The organism is unidentified bacterial endosymbiont (assembly GCF_918320885.1).
Classification (GTDB): domain Bacteria; phylum Pseudomonadota; class Gammaproteobacteria; order Enterobacterales.
On record NZ_OU907312.1, the window covers coordinates 1074279 to 1094270 of the forward strand.

The window sequence follows — 19992 nt, forward strand, 5'->3', positions numbered from 1 at the left end:
GTGATTAGTCCTGTAATAACTTCTATTGATTGAAATGGTCAGTGAAATCTGCATCGATTTCAACCTGAGAATAATGATTTTAGTGGGACATGGTCGCCAAATCCGCCTCAAGATCAGCAGGCAGACTTGGCTGCTCAAGCACAATGGGTCGTGCAGTGGATAAATCATTTGGGGTAGGCACCGCCTCAGTGTTATTGGTGTTGAGAGAGCTATCCTGCTCCCGAGGGTTCAGAGCGGCCACGCTGATTACGGTCGGTTGGACTAATACAATCTCTGGGCGGTCAGTTATTTTTACTCCACTGCCAAGGGGCCGGGTATTGCGCTGCTCTAGGGCTACTGTTATCTGGATAGGCTCCTGACTGCGGGCATGGTAGGGTACTGCGTTATCCCAGTAGCGTTGAGTATATTGTCTAAAGCCTCCCCGCCATCGAGTATAAGTCCATTGCGCTGTACCACTATCTTCAATAATTCGAGTGCCTGATTCATTGAGATTGTTGATGGTTTTCAAAGGGCCAGTCATGCTTCCTCCCATGATGACCTGACTTTTATCATTGTTAAGACAATGACCCTCCAGCCTTAGGTTGCCACCAATTAATAATTTTGCGGGATCTTGCTGGGCGATTCTGGTTTCAGTAATTGTGGTATTGTAATCGTAGGCGGTGTAGTCATTCGGTCTGTCAATATGCGGGCTGCGCTCCACACGTCGATGTCCCTGGGTATGGCTCACTTGTACCTCGTGGGTCTTAAAATGGATATCACTGTTATTCAGGGTAGTGATATTAAAGTGAGCATCGCCTTGGACATCGATGGTGGCGGAACTGTTATTCAGCTCTAGAGTCTGGCCTACCAGCTGTTGCTGCTCATCAAGACGTTCACCGACTGCCATCGGGCCGGCGCTCATGATAAGGGCTCCCTCCTGGTTTAGAATATGCTGGGCACCGATGGTCAATTGCTGACGGGCAGCGATGATCGCTTTATTATTGGCATTGACCTGTCCGCGATGATTGGTCAGGGTGTGTGCACCTAGCAGCAGTTGGTCACCGTAAATGACCCCACTGCCGAGATTATTTAGACTGTGGGCGCGTACCTCGGTGGTTTGACCATCAATCAGCCCGCGATTATTTAACCAGCCACTCTCGCCTTTATCCGTTAGCACCCGGGTATGGGTAGCGTTGATAACGCCTTCGGCATGATTGCGGATAGCGTTAGCCTGCAGAGTTAACTGGTGGCCTGCTTGTAGCAGCCCAAAGTTATTCAGCCCTCTGGGAGCTGCTAGAGAGGTACTGTCGGTTTGCAACCGTTTAATATTGATGTTGTTGTGGTCCAAGAGCGGGATGACCAGTAATCCCGGGCAGCAATCGCTCCTGCTCAATGTGACCTCACCCTTAGCATGACCAATTATCTTGCTATCACGTATATCAAGCTTGCCTTCGGTATCTAATTCTAGTTCGCTGGCAGCACGGAGTTCCGACGAGGTGATCCTGAAAGTGTGGTTACGACCGATCACTTTTACTTTCAGATCACGGCCACTCTGTAGGACACCACGGCTGGTTAAGCATCCTTGGTTAGTGATGTTCAGATCACCGTTCTTGGTCTGCAAAATACCGTCATTGCGAATCTCCGTTCCTACCTGGGTGCCAACGATAAAAATCTGTTTGGCATAGATCCCCCCCTGTCTAAGCACACTGAGGTTAAAGGCAGAAGGCTGGTTACTGCTGGCAATCGGGGTATTGTGGCCATTGTTTGTTTTAATAAGGTTGTTGCCGGTAGTAATCGTTAGCTTTTCCGCATGTGATTTAGTATTCAGTTGCACAGCTTGTGCCGAGATCTGAGTATGGTCGGTACCCCGTGTATCTAATCCCTTCCCGCTGATATGAACGATACCACCAGTTACACAGTAACTATCCAGATGACCCTCTCGGAACTGTGGTTTACCGGTCATGAGCATGGCGCCACTGGTATTGATAAAGCCAGCCCCTTCAACATAAATCCCTGAGGGGTTGGCAATAATCACTTGAGCACCTTGACCCGCTACCTCGAGGGCACCACGCAGATAACTAGGATCACTTGAATTGATCTCATTAAGAATGAGGCGGGCGGGGCCGTTAGTCAGGTTAGCATTAGCAGCAATGGTGCCCGCTAAGCGCGTCTCTACTGTATCACGGCTGTTGTTTAGAACAGCACCTTGTCGTTCTACATCAAAGCGGCTGTAAATATTATAAGAGACCCCAGCGGCATTAGGTGTCTGAATATCTACCAGCGGCACCTTATTAACTGCCATTGATACACTTGGCTGTTGCGTTTTTGGTGCAGTAGCATCGGCAGCAATGGTGGTACGGACAGTCCGTTTACTACCGGCCATTCTTACTTGTGGATCACAGAAGCTCTGAGTATGGTCATTACCGTTCAGTTTTATTTGCAGATCACCGTAACTCTGTAGATTCCCATGGTTAGTTAACCAGCCTTGGTTATCAATTTTCAGGTTGCCAGAAGTTGCCTGCAGTGTGCCGCTATTACGCATGCCAACGCCGTTTTCAGTACCCACGATGAAAATATGATGGGCATACATACCACCCAGTTTAGCGACATCAAGCGCAAACTCAGGTGCTTCAGTATTACTGGCGATTGGAGTAGCTTTCTCGTTATCCACTTTAACGAGGTTATTGCCGGTGGTGACCATCAGTTTTTTGGCGTGCACTGCCGCATTCAGTTGCACCGCTTGGGCAAAGATTTGGGTGTAGTCGGCGGAGCGGGCATCTAACCCCTCACCATCAATCTTAATGAGACCACCGATCACCCGATAGCTGTCGAGGTGCCCATTTTGCAATTGTGGGGTACCGGTGGTCAGGGTGACACCACTGGTGTTGATAAAGCCACCCCCTTTGACATAAATCCCTGAGGGATTGGCTACGACCACGTGGGCTCGTTGCCCGGCCACCTCGATAAAGCCCCGCAACAGGCTGGGGTTGCTGGAGTTGACTTCATTCAGAATGATCTGGGCGGGGCCAGTGGTGAGGTGAGGGTTGCCAGCGATAGTGCCGGCTAACTGGGTGTGCACCGCTTGGCGGCTGTTATTGAGAATGGCCCCTGCTGGCTCGACATCAAAGCGGCTATAGGTGTTATGTGAGATCCCGGCGGCATTGGGTGTTTGAATATTGACCAGGGGTGAGGCCCCATTGGGGGCGGTGACGACGTTGGGCTGTTGGGCGCTTGGGGCGTTGGCATCGGCGACGATAGTGGCGTCCGCTCCAGGCATCCAGCCGAGGGTGACGATCAAAACGAGAGGCAGGGTACAGCAGCGCCACCGGGACTGTCTGGGCACGCTGCCAGCGCTACTCACGTGACCTGGCGTCCGCGCCAGTTCGCCGACGACGATCGCTTGGCCGCGTGGTCGATTGAAGATAACCCGAAAACAGCGCTGATTCATACCTGACTCCTAATGTCCCTATCAAGGGTATTTATGACTGGACCACGCTATTGGGCACCGTGCTCCTAAAAGTTGTAGAGCAGGCTAAAGCCGCAGAGATTGCGGGAGCCGGTAAAGTTTCGGGTTGTTTTCAGCGGCCAGCTGGTAAACAGCGTATAGCTTAGGCCCTTTAAATTGCCTCGCAGGCCGAGGGCAGCACCGGCGAGGCGGCGGCCCTCTGTTAAATCGTGGGCGAGGGAGCCGCTGACTTGGCCGTAATCCAGCCCCAGATAGAGCTCAGAGCCGGTGTGACCCAAGGCGACACCAAACTCATTGCGTAGCCACCAACCGCGCTCCGAGGAGAGTGGGAGCAGCGGATCACTATACCCAAAACCCCGGACGGTGTGGCGACTGCCGATACTAAAGCGCTCTGAGGGAGGCAATGGTGTACGGTTGTATTGTGCGTTCCAATTGCCGTGGTAGTGACAGGCCAGCTGTGCAATCTGCACCGGCAGTTTGCAGGAGAGCTCTAGAGTGATCACTTTAAAGCGCGGGGTTCCCTCCCGGGTGTTCTCAGGAACCGCTTGGGCACCAAAAGCACCGGTGCCCCGTTGATAACTGAGGCTGGCATCGAGGATCGCCTTGCCAATAAATTCCCGATGCGCCAGTGTGCTGCCCCAGCCGCCGAGCGCGTGCCGCTGGAGAGGTGAGTCGATGCCTAAAAGTTTATAGCCACTGTGATTGTTCCGGCGAAAGCCTTTGAAGGAGAGGGTGGTTTTACGCCGGGCATCGCGGTAGAGCAGGCGGGCTAGCTTGGCCTCTGAGCGAGCACTGCCGCCGCTGCGGAGATCGAGGCGATCGGGCCGTTGACTGTAGTCATGGGCCTCTTGCGTGTGGGTGAACTCTAAGAACCAGTAGCCCCAGGGTAGCCCATAGTGCAGGGTATGCCCGCGGGTGATCCCCCGGCCTACCGAGCAACCACCGAAGCCTTGATGCAGATTGATATAAAATAGATCGTTGAACCCCAAGGGTTGATCGTAGGCTAGGGTAAAGCCCCCTTGGTGTTTTTTAGTCAGCGGATTGCCAGAATCCTCTAAAGAGAGCGTTCCGCGTAGCGGCAGCTGCTGTTGCCAGGTGATTATCAGATCGCTGGTGCCCGCTGGAGCCTCTGGATCGCTGGCAGGGGCAATTTGGAAGGTGGCGGTAACGCTGGGGAGTCGTTTAAAGTTCTCTAAGGCTTGCTCGATATCCCGTAAATTGAGTAGATCACCAGGCTTGGCGGGCAGGGCGTTCCAGTGTCTAGCCTGCTTATCAGACTTTTCTGAAAAATAGAGACGATGCAAGCGTCCAGGAATGAGTGTGAGCACCAAGGTGCCACTGGCCAGGTTTTGTGGCTCTGCCACCACCTGAGTGGTGATAAAGCCGCGCTGCACGATGGCATGGTGCACCCGCTTGAGGATCAAGTTGATGCCGTTAGCCCCCAGCCGGCGACCCAGCGGGCTATCTGGAGCACTCCCCGCGCGGTGAGCGGCGGCTAAGGCCCATTGAAACTGCTGAGCGGCCTCGCCCTGGAGTTGCAGCTGTTTAATCTTAAAGCAAGGGGTTTCGTCAGCAGGAAGGCGCTGCAGCAGCTCGGGTGAGGGGGTCGGCTGTAGGTGTACATCAGGGACGCTCTCTTGCTGTTGCCGCAGTTCACGCTCCTGTTCACGCGCTTGTTGCTGTTGGGCAGCAGGCTCGGGCGCTACCGCAGAGGCTGGTAGTGAGGTGCCTAGCAGGGCACTCAGGATCAGTGAGATAAGGGAGCGTCTGATGGCGTTAAGGCCAAATAAGCGGTGTCGCCAAAGTGTAGTCAGGCTAGAAGATAACAACTAAATACCTTCCCTGGTGATAAACCGAAAAGTTCGTAATGAGGTGAAATTCTAGCTGGAATATTTTGGTGTGACAATAAAATTAATGATTGAACAATATTAATGGATGGTTAGTGATTTTGGGTTGCTAGGCAATGCTGGGAATAAATGGCATCGCTGAGTCTGTAAGTAATCGGTTGTTTTTAAAGGGATAAAAAAATAGGTGCGTCCGGACTTCGACATTTCTCGGCGCTCTCGTTTTGGAGAACATCGGTCCTCAGAGAGCAAAATAAGGGCTTAACGGGGTAGGGGAGCTGGAAGGCAAAGTCCGGAACGATCAGCAGCGCGTGCCCAATGGCGCGGGGTTGGGCGAAAAAAAAACCTCAGCAGAGAACGGCTGAGGCCTGGAGATTGGTGGAGCAGCGGCAGCCGGCAACCAACCCGCTCTCCACAATGGATAATAGCCAGTGAGGGTGGATGTGTATATTGCTGGTTTGGGGAAACCTTGGCTGTAATGGCCTACCGCTAAATCTGCTTTAATCACAATTTTCGCACTCATGAAATTGGCCAAATTGCAAGGCATGTTTACAACAATCGACCGTTTGATGGAATATCAATTGTATTAAAAAGATTTACTTAAAACCCGTCTAAATAACTTATAAAAATTGTTTCTATTTTCCTATAGACTTTATTTTTTGAAAGTCTTTGATCATATTATTCAAATAGATCCCTAGGGCAACTATATAGTCTACCAAGCGATGATGGCCAGCGATCCTTACTGAGGCGCTTCAGGGATCTCAATCAGCAGGGGTGGTTGTGGTTTTGAGGGCTGCCCCAGGTTTGCTTTCCCTGATTGACCTGCTGAAATCTCAATTGAGGTAGTCCAACTGCGCTGTGTAAAGTGGTTGGTCACTGATTCGATGAGATAAACTCCATCTGCCTCTGTTTTAAAACCACTTAGTTTGATGAACTTCTCTGCCACTAAGTCTCCACGGCCGCGCAGCTCCAGCGTGCCACTGGCAGTCTCTCGATTTAAGCGGGCGAGGGCGGCCTGGGCCGCTGCGGTAGCTAGGCTGGCATTCGCGTAGGTATGCCGTTCAGCATGTACTGCCCCTGCTGAAGTGATGGGAGCCTCTGGATTGGGGATTTCAATGGTCACCTGCTGTCCGGTTTGGCTATCATGGGCTTTGGCAAGGACCTTGGCGACGCTCGTTCGATTAGGAAACAGCAACCGAAAATTAGCCACCTCATGGAGGGTTAAGCTCGCCAGCGGTAACTCTCCGCCACTAGCCTGCTTGCCAGCCGCCCGGGGTAGCACCAGCAATTTTCCCGCCTTGAGGGTGGCGGTGGCGTTGTATTGGCGGGCTAAACGGCTTAAAAAATTTAAATCAGATTCCCCCACTTGATCAGCACGGGTCACCAGGGTTTCAATCGGGCAAGTGGCTATCCAACCTTGGCGGGCGGCAATCGCTTGGACGATATGTGACAATGTCACCTGTTCCCAAGCTTGCGAGCGACTGTTTTTAGCGGTCCCCGCCATCGCGGTCGAGGTGCCCCGTAGTGTTACTGTACGCGGTGGGCCCGTGAGTTCAATTTCATCGATAGTATAGTGGCCCATTACTGTTAAACCGCTGCCTTGCCAGCCCAAGGAGAGGGTTAAGCAAGCACCTTTGCGCGGAAAAGCAATCTTGCTATCACGATCATCTAGTTTGATTTCACAGCTATCTGCCGCCAAAGCGACCCGATCGATCACCTGCAAGCTCAGGAGCCGATCTTGAAGTAGGGGGGTGATATCCTGGGCATCCGCGATGACTTGAAATAGGGGCCGCATCGATCAGCTCCAGAGGTGGATGGTCTCGCTGCGTGCAGCTGCCAGCTCAGGGAAGCGCAGGGTGACGCCTGCTGGGTAGGGTTGCGGTAGGGCACTCAACCCAGGATTCGCCCTCAGTACCGCTTCTACCGTGCCGTTTAAGTGGCCGTAATGAGCGTAGCACAGGGTATCTAAGAGATCCCCTTCAGAACTTCGTATAATCGTCGCCATAGCGTTTAAACTCCACGCTGAAGCTCTGTTTGCGGGGCACGCCATTCGCTAGTAGCGCTTGCTGTTCCTCATCAATGGCCGTGAGATACCAGCGTCCCAAGACATCCCCATAGCCCATCACCAATTCGACCGGCTTCATTTGGAAGCCAATCTCTCGCAACGCATCTAACTGAGCAATACCAGAAAACTGGGTAAAGACCACGCCACTCAAGGTAATAGTTTCACCCCCTTGATTAACCGCTTGCAAGGCATCAGGTCTCCCCAAACGCTCTTGTGCGATCACGTTATAGCTAATTTTGCGCTGTAATTTGTCAAAGGCGGCAGTCGTTAATCCAAAAAAGTAGCGCTGTCCCTGTTCAGCGATCAAGACCAGCAAATGGGAGCGAGGCCCGGTCAGCGTGGGCATTAAAGTTGAGCTCCGTTGAACGATGCTCTGCCGTTGGCCCAGCTCTTGGCCACTCCCCAGCTTGCTCTGCAGGGCCTGTAAGCTGCTGCTGACAGCCTGTTTAGCTTGGCTGATTGATTGGGCAGAGGCACTTAACTGGCTGTTGGCGTTGACCGCGGTGTTGATCCCTTGATTTACCTGCCGCAGGCTGCGGTCGATCTCCGCTAATCCAGCGCCCATCCGTGCGATCCCACGCGTGATGGCGTTCCGATCAGCCGAAGAGCTCCCCCCGGCTGAGACCAGCTTAGCCAGTGTGGATAATTGACCAGCAGTTCCAGAGAGTGCTGAGCTACTCTGGGCAGCCACCCGTAGTGCACTGCCCTCGGCGTGGGATTGCGTGACTAGCTCACTAAAACGATGGGTCTGGCCGGCAGCGCCGGCAATGGCGGTGGTCGATTGAGAGATAAGGTTAATAACCGAGGTGTTTGGCATACAACACCTCGCGGCCTGGTTGCCCGCGATTCATTGAGTTTGATAGCACTGCGGCTGCATCAATGCAGCGCTTTTAACTCTTTCTTAGCAAGTCCAGTGATCTGCACGATATCCTCTGGTGACATCCCTCTCTCCAACAGACGCTTGGCAATCTCATGCTTCTCTTGTTGAACACCCTGCTGCATACCCTGCTGCATACCCTGTCGAATCCCTTCTTGCTTAAACTGTTGTGCAAAAGTCATGATATCCTCTCCTACTTCTGGTACTGCGCTGGCCAGTAGCGCTATGGCCTGATCACGCTCTTCGGGGTATTTCTCATCACCACACGCTTTGATAATATACTTTCCAATGTCCCTAACATAATCTGGGCCAATCTCTGAGTAGATTATAGTCAGTTTGCCCGCAGCAATCATCTTTTTCAGCCACCCCAATACCCGCTCTTGACGCGAATGCTTAAGCAGCATTTCTAGGACGTTGGCCAGGCCATGTTGCTCAATCTCTTCATCCGATAGGACCGTTAAATCGATCAGTTGAAAGGGTTTAAGCGCCCACTGTTTAGCGAGCTCTGGATGGCTAAAACAGTCCCATATCTCACAGGAATAGGGGTAAGGCGACACTGTGCCGTGGTACATCACGATGGGCAATACGATGGGTAGCTTCTGATGGCCTTGGGCAAGATGTTGGTCCATAATAGTTACACCGTAACGCAGCATGCGGTAACTCATCATGGCCTTTTCAGTGCTTTGATGCTCACTGGCAAAAATGATATAACCCTCTTCTCCCCTGATTTTACAGCTGTAAACACAGTCGCTCTGTAATTTTTCCAGCCCTTGAAGCAGGTACTCACTATTAATCAGCGTCAGGGTTGACCAATCAATATCATTGACCAGCGCTGGGGGCAAGCAGGAGCGAAAGAGATCAATGGCGATCTTAATTTGTTGCATTGACCGCTTAAACAGCCGGTCGTGGGGGTGTGTTATTTTTGTTTCTGACATTCAGTTGTTCTCACCACGATAGCAGTTTACAACACAGTGTGCCTATTCACTAGTAAGCGGTATCATACCATGCGGTGCGCTGTTGCTGCTGGTGAAATTGTTCGAATAGGCTGTGCAAGTGGGGCATCAGATCGTTGGCGAGTTGCTTGGGATCTTTCATCTCACCCTGCACGGTGACTTGTACCGTTGGTGAAAACTGTAGCTGCTGATTGACCGCTGCTGGCGGCTTATCGGGTACGCTGATAGCTGGATGAGCTGCCTCTGGCAGCGGGGATTCACTGCCAAATAGTGATTTCCCTAACCAGCCACCTAATTGACCACCGCCTAGGGTGCCCACCACGCTACCGAGTACCCCGCCAATGGCGATACCGATGGGGCCGCCCCAGGCGCCGACTAAGGCGCCTAATTTAGCACCAGCTAAGCCCCCCCGCTAAGCCGCCGACGGCATCGCCGTAACCGGCCCCTTTTTCGGCACTGGTGGTGGCGTGCTGAGCAGTGTCATAGATTTGATAAGCCGTACTCCCGAGAGCTAAGGCACCCCCCAGATAGCCGCCAGCTTTGCCAAGGGCACCTCCCACTTTACCTAGTGTGGATTTGCCTAAATTGCTGATACCCCCTGGTTGGACTTTAGCTATCCCTCCTAATAAGGTGCCCTTGGCGACTGCCATTGCGCCTTTGCCGATACTCCAGCTGGCTTGTAGGGCTTTTAAGCCGATAAAGCCACCAGCTAAGGTGGTGATGGCGGCTATCGCCAGCGGTGCTTTTTCTGCTAGGTTAGCTAGCCCTAGGCCGAGCTGTTTCAGCAGGCTGCCAACGGTGTCGGTCAGGGGGCGTAGGGCATCCCCCACCTGTCGTGCGGCTTCATCCCAGGCTTGCACAACCTCAGCCCAGATCTGTTTGGACATCACGCGGCGATCGCGTAAATCTTTGTCTAGTTCACCGCTCACCCCGCTTGCTCCCTTTACCAGTTGATGTAGCAGGGCCTCATTTTGCATCGCTGCCGTGAGAGCGGCTTTGGTGTATTGGTTGGTAAAGAGATCGCCCGCTTTCATCGATTCAGCGAAGGCTTTCAGCATCGCCTGCTTTTTCGCCTGATTGCTCTCTTGGTCGATCGCTGCCAGGGTTTTGGACATCCTGGCAGCTTCTTCGGGATCGCTTTTCTCAATATACAGCTGGACGAGCTTAAAGGAGGCCAGTAGGGGATCCCAGCCTTTCTGAATAAACTGCTGCATCACCGCTGGGTAGTCAATGCCAACCTTTGTATAGCGCTCTTTGGTCTCCATGGCACCCATCTTGGACATCCAGTTCTTCAGGATGGTGGCCGCTTCATCACTGGAGCCAGAGACCTTCATCATCACCTGTAAGGCAGCCCCGGCTTTGACTATGGCTTCAACGCCAGTAATGCCTAGCTTCTTGGTCTCCGCTAAGATTTGTGGGAACCATTTGGCCATATCGGAGGCCTCAAATGAGCCCTCTTTGCCCAAATAGGCAATTGACTCTAACGCCTGTTGCATCTGTTGCGGATCGACAATGCCGGCATTCTGCACCATGGCGGTCATCATGCGGGCGGTATCGCTGCTCTCCGAGCGTTGGCTGACGGAGAACTTGGCCAGACTGGGTGCCAATTGGACTGCTTGCTGCAATTCCATCCCGGCCCCGACCATCTGGTTGAGCGCTTCGGCCAGTTCATTGCGCGCTATCCCAACCTCTGAGGCGGTCTTAGCAATCAATTGGCCAATGCGGGCCTCCTCAGCCGTGCCGGCCTGCCCGGCTTTGATCACGATATCGCGGATCAAATCTTGGTAGTTGGCTGATAACAGGGTCGGTACCGCTACGGTGGCGGTTAATTTTAGGGCATCGCCAAGGGCCTGTTTCCCCTGAGCCATCCCCTGGCTGATGAGTTGATGACCACTGGCCCGCAGCTCTAATCCTTTGGCAGTCCGCCCCAGTTGCTGATAGGCCTGATCCAGGCTCTGTAGCTCAATGCCCGCTTTTTTTAGCGTGAGGAGGTTGCTTTCCAGCTGCCGCTGGATGCCGGTAGCGGCATCATCCCCACTGAGTTTTAGCCGCTGGAAATCGCGCTGTAGCTGTTGGGTCTCCCCAATGGTCTGTTGCCAGAGTCGCTGTTTGGCGGCTTGCTGCTGTAGCGCCTCAAGCTGTGAGCCTGCCTGTTTGACAGCTTTGCCAAGTGAGCCATCGACCGCACCGCCGATGACCAATCCCATTGCGATATCACGTGCCATCGGTTACTCCTCTAGCCACCACAGGGCCTGTTCTAGGGTGAGTTGGTCAATCTCCGAGGGCTGGAAGTGCAGCTCGCGGGCGAGCCGTTTCATCAGTCGGCACAGCGACTGGATTGGCAGCTGTGCTAGGGGAGACCAGGCGAAAATAGCCCTCCTGCAACCGCCGATAGTCGGTAAAGTGCAGTCCCTCTAACTCTTTGGGCGATACCTCCGCTAATAGCCCAAACAGAATCAGCTCGCGCTCTTCAATATCTTGTGGCGCCTGTTTGGCAGCACTACGCATATCCCGCACTTTTGGTGCTCGCAGGCTTAGGCGATCGCGCAGCACGCCATCAAAGGGGGCGGGGTACTCTAGGGTGACGGTTAACTGTTCCATCCAGTAACTCCTTAAAGGCCTAAGGCCACTCGAATAGCGGTTAATTGATCGCGGCCATCAATGACTCGTACCGAGGCTAGGGGGTCAATCTCATAGAGGAGGGCGCCATCCAATTCGAATTTGTAGTAACTGCAGGCCAGCGTAAATTTACTTTCAGCTTTTTCCGCAGGTTTCCAGTCGCCCATATCGACTTCGGTGAGCATCCCACGCATCGTTAAGATACAGGCCTGTACGGCGCCTTTGTGGTCGCGCAGCGCCCCTCTAAAGACACCATTAAACGCACTTTGATCGGCGACACCAAAGCACTGCAGCGCTTGCGGGGCTAGGGTGGATAGTGAGAAGTTGGCCTCTAACATCTCCAGGCCTAAGTCCATTTTGATCGGCGCATCCATGCCGCCGCCGCGATACTCTTCGGCTTTGATTTTGAGCTTTGGTGGGGTGACTTGGGTGGCGACACCCGCAAAGCTGATGCCGTCGATAAACAGATTCATATTGTAAAGGGTTTGCGGAATCATAAGTCGATGATCTCACTAATCCACTGGTTGGTTACTTCAACCCTAAAGTTAGGGTTCTCGGCTGGGGGCACATCCGTAAAGCGAATGGTCCAGTAGACACGTCCCTGCTCTAGCTGAGTAGGGCTGTTGAGGGCTTCATCAGGATAGACTTCGAAGTTGATGATAGCCCCCTGGGCTCTTAAATCGCGCATAAAGGCTTGTACGCCTTCGGTCACCTCTTTGAGATAGGTTTTAGTGATGGAGCGATCGACAGCCCATTGATGGCCCAACAGAAGGGCCTCCATCACCATATCGACGGTGCGTACGCGGGTGATAAAGGCCCACTTGGGATCGCTGGAGCAGCTGCGATTCCCCCATAAGCGATAGCTGCCCTCCCGAATAATGGTGGCGATATGGGCGCTATTGAGCAGGTTGGCGCGGCAGGTGTCATCGCCCTCAATAAATTCAATCGGTCGGGCGGTGCCGATCACCTCTAGCAGCGCTTTATTGGAGGGTGAGGCCCAAAAACCAACTTGGCGATCGGTTTTAGCAAACAGGCCAGCGACCGCGGGGGAGGCGGGGACGATCTGCATCGTGTCACTCTCGGCATCCCAAATTTTTAGCCAAGGATCGACTGCGTAGACCCGTTGACTGCTGATTTCAGCAAAATATTGAATAGCAGCCTGATCATCGCGATTGGGGCCATCAATAATGGCAATGGCTTTTAGCTTATCGGCTAAAGCCTGCATCGCCGTGGCGACGGCTGGGTGTGCTGAGTGGCCCGGGCAGAGGATTAAACGGGGTTGGGCATTGTGCACTGATTTGCCATCCAACAGCACCTGCATCCCGGTGCGCTGCCCCTCAGCTCCGATCCCACCAATCAGAGCAGTCATCAGTGGGCTGGTCTCTGTAGTGGCAGTCGATTTGCGAGCGGGTTTTTCTGCTGCTTCAGGGGCGTGCTCGGTAGGGTTTAAGGGTACCCCCACCGCAACCACCACGGCGGCGGATTGGGCAAAGATGCCGCGAGCAGATTGAGCGATAGCACTACCTGCCCCGAACTGTTGTACTGCCTCCCGCTGGTTGGTGAGTAACACCGGTTGGTGTGGCGGGGCTAATGCGGTCGCCGGGGTATAGGTGTCCACGAGACCAATAATTGAAGCGGCGGGGGTGGCTATCGGGCGTGGTCCACTATCAATCAGCGTTACCGTCACCCCATGGAAAAAAGCACTGGTCATGAACAGTATCTCTCTAAAAAAGTTTACAATAAGTTATTAATCTTTAAAGAAATTCATATTCTTTTAGATAACCAGAAAAATTATTTATGCTAATGGATTATGTTGAGCAAGGAAATTTATTACAAAGTAATAACTTAATACAGTATCCTGACCACAATAAATAAATTCCGCATGTGAAGCGGCGGGCATTTCGAATATACCGGAATTATGAGCATGAGCAGGTGAATATATTGAATTGGAGCCTACTTCAAGTGAAGCACCACTTGCACCATGGTTGGCAATACAAAATTTAGAACCTTTAGGGACAGAAGTGGGTAGTTTAATATTTATTTTACTATCAACCCAAAATATTATAAATGATCCAACATGTATTTCTGATAACTCAATTTCTGTTTCAGATAGAATATTTTCTGAATATTTATTATCTACTAATTGATTTGAACTATTTCTCCTTTTATCAAAAAAGAATACTCCTGAATTATTTTCTAAGGCGGTTTGCACAAATTCAGTCGTCGCAATCGATGAATCTTTACTAAATGGCTGTGGTGTTGGGGTTGTTGGGTGACCTTGTAGAACAGGATCAATTCTAGTTAAATATTGGTGATGTGGATCAGGCTCTGAGACATGTTGATTGAGCACATCAACAAGCTCTTTCCGGGTGGCTAACACAACAGCTGGATCAATGGTGAGGGCTACAGCAGTCGCACTGCTGACGATCAAGACCAGGCGGATCACCTGCGTTCGACCGGCACCCTCTTCTAGCTTGGGCTTGTAGGTCTCTGGGCAGTTAGCCACCGCACAGAGCTCCCCGTGCTCATCAAACAGACCAATTTCGCGGATCCACCAACCGCCAACCTCTTCCCGGAGGATGGCCTCGGCGATCAGGTGGCTACGGTTGTCTGGATCGATGGTGAGACTACTAAGAGCCACTCGATACTGTTCGTGCACTAAGGTAGTTTGTGCTGAATGAAGCGGTGGCAGCTGGCCGTCACCATCGCCCACCGCTAAGTGGGTGAGTTGTATCTGGGCATGATGAGCGATCGCTGCGGTGATTTTAGCCTCGCCCAGCGCGGTTAATAATGCCCCGTAGTGTTGTGACACTGCTATTCTCCATGAAGTGAGTCTAGGGGGTGAATCACCAGCAGATCACCGTCAAAACAGCCTACTGTCGCACAATAGAGAGCGGGTAGGGCTGGATCGTCGATGGGGCCTAGCAATGCTTGGATCACCAGCAGATCGCCGTCAAAACAACCCAGTTGCACGGAGCAATGACCTAACGATTTAACAGCGATGGTGAGCGCATAGGGGCGGCTGGCGGGTTTGGCATCATCGAGTAGCCGTTGCAGCTCGAGATAGGTCTCCTCAGAGATCCCGGTCTCTATGACAGACAATACAATAGTAAAGGTCCCGGGCGCTCCTGGTGGCGTGGTTTGCCACCACTCAGTAATTTTAAAATCCCCGGCAAAGGGGGCGATCACCCGTTTTAAGGCGCTGAGGGTGCCCTTGTGCTGATGGATATAGAAGGCGTTGCTGACCATCAAGCGTTTGGTAGCTTCTGGCCAGTTGGGATCCCAACGATCTACCGAACGGGCCCAGGCGAGATAGGGCAGCAGCGCTAAGGGGCAGTGTTCCGGGCTCCAGAGCTGGGTAATCGGCAGCGGACAGGGCTGATTGAGGGTATCGGCTAGTGCGCGCTCCAAGCGCGTGGCATTAGGTGGCAGCAGCTGGCTACTCATCAGCACCTTGGTAGCTGAGGTCAATCTGTTCACAATAAGCGGCTTGTTGACTACTTAAAATTAGATCGTCCGTGGGCGCTATCAGCTCGATCCGCTGTACCCCCTCTACATGCAGGGCGGCAAACAGCGCTGAGCAGCGAATATCCCGCCCCAAGCGCTGCAGCTGCTGGGTATACTGGATCACCTGTTGCCGGGAGGCGGCCATAATGGGCTCGATGGCTGGTCCTGGATAGAGCCATAATCCGGCGTTGATGCGATAGGGGACGATCTCGGCAGCTTGGACGGTTAGCCGATCGGCCACTGGTCGAACCGCCTCACCGGAGAGCGCCTGCTCAACCGTGGTCAGTAACTCTGTGGAAGCGGCGCCACTAGTCTCACTGGAGAGCAGGGTGACAACCACGGTGGCGGGTTGAGGACTCTCGACACTGGCATCAATCACCCGGCCATCGGCTGACAAGGCCCGATAGCGATAGGCGGCGCGGGAGCCAGCCACCGATAGCCCTTCAAACGCCTGCGGTACCCGAGCGCGCAGGCTGCTATCGCTCTCATAGCAGGGCGCCACGGGCGGGTTAGCCTGAGGATCGCCTGGAGTCACGAGTAGCCTGGAGACATTGACGTTAGCCGCTAACTGCTCTAAATCGGCACCGACGGCAAAAGCCAATAACACGGAGCAGGCGGCATCATTAATGCGGGCTCGCAGCTGGAGTTCCCGGTAGGCGGCCAGCTCTAGTAGTTTGATCACGGGATCGGATTCCAGTGGGGCCTCCCAGCGCTCGCCCATCAGAGTACGAAACAGCGCTAACAGCTGCTGATAAAGGGTCTCAAAGTCTAGAGACTCCACCACCTCAGGGGGTGGCAGTTGTGCCAGATCGATCACCAGGCCATCACTAAAACGATTGGCGCCGCCGCATAGTGGCCCCGGATATTAAAATGAATGGAGCCCTCAACAATGGCTTCCACCTGGACTGCCGTGAGTTTGAGCCGCGGCTCCCAGCGGCTGATGGCCCGGGCAGCTTCTGCCTGCACCGCGGAGATCCAGCCGCGGTTAATTGGTAAATCGACATAGCGTGGTAGCTCTGAGCCATACTCTGGTCGCATGCGGCGGCTGCCGAGCGGGGTGGTCAAAATATCTTTAATGGATTGCTGCAGATGGGCGATCCCAGACAGCGGGGCACCACTACTGCGATGCATGCCAGTTAATTCCATTGGTACAATCAAAAAATATAGGTACAATAATAAGTACCGATAGTAAACAAGAGATCACCCTGATGCAGAGTTTGAGTTACTCTTTTTTTCGTAGTCATATGGCAAGCACCTTAGATAAAGTGAACGATGACCATTTACCCGTACTGATCACGCGACAAACTGGTAAGCCAGCAGTTGTGATGTCTCTCGAAGATTTTAGATCTTATGAGGAAACAGCCTATTTAATGGCCAGTCCTAAAAATGCGGTAAGATTGAGTCAATCTATTGCTGAAGCAGAGGCTGGAAATGCTGTTCAGCAGGGGTTAATCGAAGCGTGATCGTCGCCTGGACAGCTGCCGCGTGGGAGGATTATCTCTATTGGCAACGACAGGATAAACAACTGCTCAAAAGAATCAACATGCTGATAACGGCGATCCAAAGGCAGCCTTTCCAAGGGATAGGCGATCCCGAACCGTTGAAGCACCAGTGGGCTGGTTACTGGTCACGTCGAATTGATCGTGAACATCGACTGGTTTACAAATTTTCCGATAAAACCACTACTATCGTCCAATGCCGATATCACTATTAAAATATCTGGTTTTCACTGTGGTGGACTGGTCTCGGCGTTACTGCCCTGGGCTTGATGGCGATGCTGCTGCAGGCTAATGCCATCCGCTTGGATATCCCCAGTCGCCTGGATTGAGCCCTCTACCCGCAGTTCCCCTTGAAGGAGCAGTTGCGGGACTTTAATTGTGACAGTGTCACTACTTTCCACTGTGATCATCTGTGCATTGCTGATCTTGATGGTTTGGATCCCCGCCACTTCCAAAGTGCTGGTTTGCCAGTCATACAGCAGTTGGGCACCATCGGGCAGACGGAGCGCTATCGTTTGCGGCTGCTGATCGGCTGGCTGATAGGTCTCGGTGTAGAATCCGGTCAAAATAAAGCCGAGCTCAGGCATGCCAGAGGCAGAGAGCAGCAGACACTGCTCACCGACTGTTGGCGGGCACCAGCTGGTGACTTGACCGGCACGGCTCTGCCAAGGCAGCCAAGCTGAGATCCAGTCACCGACTCGTACCCGAGCGCGAGCGGTGGTATAGTCGATAGCCGCGATAGTGCCTGGTTGAATCATCGCTGCTAGCCGTCGATCCAGCTCAGCCACCACAAATCCTGCTAGCATGCCCGCTCCTTAATCAGCTGGTGATCAACAGGAGGCCCGGCATCCGGAGTAAACCCCACTGCTAGGGTCAATTCACTCTCATCCCTGTAGGGCCAGACTACCGTCCCTAGATGCAGTTCATGCGACCACTCCACACTCCAGGCCAGATAGCCTTCTAAATCAGGCTTAATCAGCGCCTCACCCATCCGGCTCAGCTTGGCTGGGGTGATCGGCAAACCCCACTGCTCATGGGTTAGGGCGACGACTACTTGAGCTGCGAGCTCGCGCACGGAGAGCGCTGCCTGCGGCCGATTAGGATCGACCATCACTCTCGCCTGTAGGTGGGCGACTAGCGCCGTTTCACCGGTACCCGGATCGTCGCCAGGCTCTAGTTCAGTCAGTTCGATCAGCACGGCTGGCAAGGCTAGCGTGCGTTGAATCACTGGATAGGCGGCAATCCACACGGGGGCTGTTAACTTGCACTGTAGGCCATGAACAATGGCTTGGTGCAAACTGGCCAAGGAGATCAGCGTCGTGGGGTGATTCATGTTTTAGCCAATGCTTGGTGGATCGCATAGTTCACCTCTTGAGCCAAAACGGTCAACAGGCGCGGGCGGAGCTGGCGGGCGGCCGCGGTAAAGGCCGCTTCTCCGGCACTAGACCAGGCCACTGTAACGTTGCCATAGCGGGCTGATTTCGGAGTCAGTCGCCGAAACACCGGACCATTGGGCGCCCGGTAGCGCATCAGCCAGGCCCCGGCAAAGTGGTAACGGCCGACGCTAACCCCGGTGCGAGTCTGTTTAGGTTGTCCCAAGTGATGCGCTGGGAGGGGGTTTAACCCCAACCACACTTTGCCACTGCTCGCTGATTTTGGGAAAAAATAGAGCCGTTTTTTAATCAGCTTCTGTGGGATTTTGGTCTGTTGGCTGATCGCTTTGGCCGTTTGCGTGGCGATCCAGCGACTACTTTTTTTCAGCGTACGGCGCCAGGCTGTTTGGCAGGCTTGGGCCCCCAAGGGGCGCAGTTTTCGCATCACTGCTTCCACATCCAGGGTGACGGTTAACGTGGTCAATCAAGCGGCCTTAATAACAGGACCGTCAGTCCAGTGCTGTCGGGCTCAATCCCGACCACTGTGTAATCGAGGGCGCTAAAGCTCACCAGCGTGCCGGTGCTGATGGTGCGGGCATCCTCCTCTCTAATCACCAGGTGTGGCTCAAGGAGGCCGGTAGTTAATTGGCCTAATTGCGGGGCTAGCCAGGGGGCGGAAAACATCCCTTGGCAGGGATTCCCAGCAATCTCTACGGTATCGGAGAGTAACTCAAAGAGTCGCGCATCCTGGGCAGTGACCAGATCACGAAAAGGTTGTCCGGTGATCATTTGGCGGTGAGTTTAATGATGGCTCGGGGCTTGGTGCAGAGATTGAGCGGATTAGACTGCGCCTCAAGCTCAATGCCTTTGTCCAGCCGCAGCCGCTCCTGCTTGGCGTAGAAGGGCAGGCCAATGGTATTCACCGTCTCCACATAATCGGCCGGGGCATAGCGGGTAATGAGAAAGTCACTGATGCCGACGGGGATCAAATAACCCTCCTGATCGTTGATAAAGGAGAGTTTACCCACGCGGCCATAAAACTCCTTCCACATCACCTCACAAAAGGTGAAGCCTTTTCGCAAATCGTCGCGTAAAAATTGGCCATCATTCCAGCGGGCAAAGGCCTGTTGGACCGAAGGGTGGCTGATCAAGGCGTCATAGAAGCCCCGCCCACAAATGGCCAACCAGCCGGTGATGACTCCAGCATCGCCCAGGGCATCTTCACTTTTACGTTTGGCCTCCAGTACCTTTTTTTGCACCTCGCTGCTGGCATCACTGAAGCCCATCGTGACGCTGTTCTGTTTGATATTAAAACTTTGGTAGAGATCGAGCAGCTTACGGCTACCATCGGCATCAAAAATCTCGCCGGTGATGGCACCCACCCGCTGATAGCGCAGGGTGGCCTCGAGCCGTTGGCGCATCTTCTGCAGCCGCTTAGCCACCAGGCTTTGTAGGGTTTGTGCGGTATTCTCCGTGCCAAAGGCGCGGATATTTTGGAACTCATCGGCTTTAATGGCAGCCACCGTGGCCAGATGCAAGGTGGCGAAGGGGATCAAATCTCTTTTACTGGCCAATGTGACATCCGTGGGGGCGCCGCGTTCACTGGCGGGGACTAATGCCAGTTCGTTGCCTTCGCGCTCAATCAGCACCGAGGTGGTGGTGATCCCCTCCTCTTCAAATAGGCTATCGAGTAGCGTGGGGACTGCTTGCCCCTCTGGGGGCTGATTAATAGCGGCGGTCAGCGAGGTAACGCTAAAGGCGTGATCATTAAAGGCTTCAAAACTGACGGGCATCGGCTGGACCTATGGTG

22 protein-coding genes are annotated in these 19992 nt (G+C 53.4%); 2 read left to right on the forward strand and 20 right to left on the reverse strand.

The window, feature by feature from the left end:
• Nucleotides 1-79 precede the first annotated feature (79 nt).
• The 15 genes from NL324_RS05505 to NL324_RS05575 form a co-directional block, all read right to left on the reverse strand.
• Nucleotides 80-3427 (reverse strand): two-partner secretion domain-containing protein, encoded by a 3348-nt coding sequence (locus NL324_RS05505; protein ID WP_253306654.1) that lies wholly within the window; start codon nucleotides 3425-3427, stop codon nucleotides 80-82.
• A 65-nt stretch (nucleotides 3428-3492) separates the two neighbouring features.
• A complete protein-coding gene (locus NL324_RS05510) occupies nucleotides 3493-5274 on the reverse strand; it encodes a ShlB/FhaC/HecB family hemolysin secretion/activation protein (protein WP_253306655.1) in 1782 nt (593 codons plus the stop codon).
• Between the two features lie 754 nt (nucleotides 5275-6028).
• Complete coding sequence (locus NL324_RS05515; protein ID WP_253306656.1) at nucleotides 6029-7084, reverse strand: phage late control D family protein; 1056 nt, start codon at nucleotides 7082-7084, stop codon at nucleotides 6029-6031.
• Between the two features lie 3 nt (nucleotides 7085-7087).
• Nucleotides 7088-7294 (reverse strand): tail protein X, encoded by a 207-nt coding sequence (locus NL324_RS05520; protein ID WP_253306657.1) that lies wholly within the window; start codon nucleotides 7292-7294, stop codon nucleotides 7088-7090.
• A complete protein-coding gene (locus tag NL324_RS05525) occupies nucleotides 7269-8171 on the reverse strand; it encodes a phage tail protein (RefSeq protein WP_253306658.1) in 903 nt (300 codons plus the stop codon). Before NL324_RS05525 ends, NL324_RS05520 begins: the two co-directional genes overlap by 26 nt.
• 59 nt (nucleotides 8172-8230) lie before the next feature.
• On the reverse strand, nucleotides 8231-9166 hold the full coding sequence (locus NL324_RS05530) for an Rpn family recombination-promoting nuclease/putative transposase (protein WP_253306659.1): 936 nt from the start codon (nucleotides 9164-9166) through the stop codon (nucleotides 8231-8233).
• 49 nt (nucleotides 9167-9215) lie between these two features.
• Nucleotides 9216-9506 carry a hypothetical protein gene (locus NL324_RS05535; protein WP_253306660.1) on the reverse strand — a complete coding sequence of 97 codons (291 nt, stop codon included), beginning with the start codon at nucleotides 9504-9506 and terminating at the stop codon, nucleotides 9216-9218.
• A gap of 67 nt (nucleotides 9507-9573) precedes the next feature.
• Nucleotides 9574-11409, reverse strand: a complete 1836-nt coding sequence (locus NL324_RS05540; RefSeq protein ID WP_253306661.1) for a phage tail tape measure protein — start codon at nucleotides 11407-11409, stop codon at nucleotides 9574-9576.
• A 46-nt stretch (nucleotides 11410-11455) separates the two neighbouring features.
• Nucleotides 11456-11785, reverse strand: a complete 330-nt coding sequence (locus NL324_RS05545; protein ID WP_253306662.1) for a phage tail assembly protein — start codon at nucleotides 11783-11785, stop codon at nucleotides 11456-11458.
• A gap of 11 nt (nucleotides 11786-11796) precedes the next feature.
• Nucleotides 11797-12300: a phage major tail tube protein gene (locus NL324_RS05550; RefSeq protein ID WP_253306663.1), complete on the reverse strand. Its 504-nt coding sequence runs from the start codon at nucleotides 12298-12300 to the stop codon at nucleotides 11797-11799.
• Nucleotides 12297-13514 (reverse strand): phage tail sheath subtilisin-like domain-containing protein, encoded by a 1218-nt coding sequence (locus NL324_RS05555; RefSeq protein WP_253306664.1) that lies wholly within the window; start codon nucleotides 13512-13514, stop codon nucleotides 12297-12299. The genes NL324_RS05550 and NL324_RS05555 overlap by 4 nt, the downstream gene beginning before the upstream one ends.
• An 84-nt stretch (nucleotides 13515-13598) precedes the next feature.
• Nucleotides 13599-14615 (reverse strand): phage tail protein, encoded by a 1017-nt coding sequence (locus NL324_RS05560; RefSeq protein WP_253306665.1) that lies wholly within the window; start codon nucleotides 14613-14615, stop codon nucleotides 13599-13601.
• Nucleotides 14616-14617: 2 nt separating this feature from the next.
• Entirely contained in the window at nucleotides 14618-15250 is a 633-nt protein-coding gene (locus NL324_RS05565) for a phage tail protein I (RefSeq protein ID WP_253306666.1), read from the reverse strand.
• Nucleotides 15243-16130, reverse strand: coding sequence for a baseplate assembly protein (locus NL324_RS05570; RefSeq protein WP_253307137.1), 888 nt, complete (start codon nucleotides 16128-16130; stop codon nucleotides 15243-15245). Before NL324_RS05570 ends, NL324_RS05565 begins: the two co-directional genes overlap by 8 nt.
• Entirely contained in the window at nucleotides 16124-16441 is a 318-nt protein-coding gene (locus NL324_RS05575; RefSeq protein ID WP_253306667.1) for a GPW/gp25 family protein, read from the reverse strand. Before NL324_RS05575 ends, NL324_RS05570 begins: the two co-directional genes overlap by 7 nt.
• A 77-nt stretch (nucleotides 16442-16518) precedes the next feature.
• On the opposite strand from NL324_RS05575, the gene NL324_RS05580 reads away from it, so the two are divergent.
• Complete coding sequence (locus NL324_RS05580; RefSeq protein WP_253306668.1) at nucleotides 16519-16773, forward strand: type II toxin-antitoxin system Phd/YefM family antitoxin; 255 nt, start codon at nucleotides 16519-16521, stop codon at nucleotides 16771-16773.
• Complete coding sequence (locus NL324_RS05585) at nucleotides 16770-17024, forward strand: Txe/YoeB family addiction module toxin (protein ID WP_253306669.1); 255 nt, start codon at nucleotides 16770-16772, stop codon at nucleotides 17022-17024. Before NL324_RS05580 ends, NL324_RS05585 begins: the two co-directional genes overlap by 4 nt.
• Nucleotides 17025-17036: 12 nt before the next feature.
• On the opposite strand, the gene NL324_RS05590 is transcribed toward NL324_RS05585, so the two are convergent.
• From NL324_RS05590 to NL324_RS05610, 5 genes are read right to left on the reverse strand one after another with little or no spacing between them, the layout of a single operon-like run.
• A complete protein-coding gene (locus NL324_RS05590; protein WP_253306670.1) occupies nucleotides 17037-17615 on the reverse strand; it encodes a phage baseplate assembly protein V in 579 nt (192 codons plus the stop codon).
• Complete coding sequence (locus NL324_RS05595; protein ID WP_253306671.1) at nucleotides 17609-18142, reverse strand: hypothetical protein; 534 nt, start codon at nucleotides 18140-18142, stop codon at nucleotides 17609-17611. Before NL324_RS05595 ends, NL324_RS05590 begins: the two co-directional genes overlap by 7 nt.
• Nucleotides 18139-18666 carry a phage tail protein gene (locus NL324_RS05600; RefSeq protein ID WP_253306672.1) on the reverse strand — a complete coding sequence of 176 codons (528 nt, stop codon included), beginning with the start codon at nucleotides 18664-18666 and terminating at the stop codon, nucleotides 18139-18141. The genes NL324_RS05595 and NL324_RS05600 overlap by 4 nt, the downstream gene beginning before the upstream one ends.
• Complete coding sequence (locus NL324_RS05605) at nucleotides 18663-18971, reverse strand: head-tail joining protein (protein ID WP_253306673.1); 309 nt, start codon at nucleotides 18969-18971, stop codon at nucleotides 18663-18665. The genes NL324_RS05600 and NL324_RS05605 overlap by 4 nt, the downstream gene beginning before the upstream one ends.
• Nucleotides 18968-19975 carry a major capsid protein gene (locus tag NL324_RS05610; protein ID WP_253306674.1) on the reverse strand — a complete coding sequence of 336 codons (1008 nt, stop codon included), beginning with the start codon at nucleotides 19973-19975 and terminating at the stop codon, nucleotides 18968-18970. The genes NL324_RS05605 and NL324_RS05610 overlap by 4 nt, the downstream gene beginning before the upstream one ends.
• Between the last annotated feature and the right edge of the window lie 17 nt (nucleotides 19976-19992).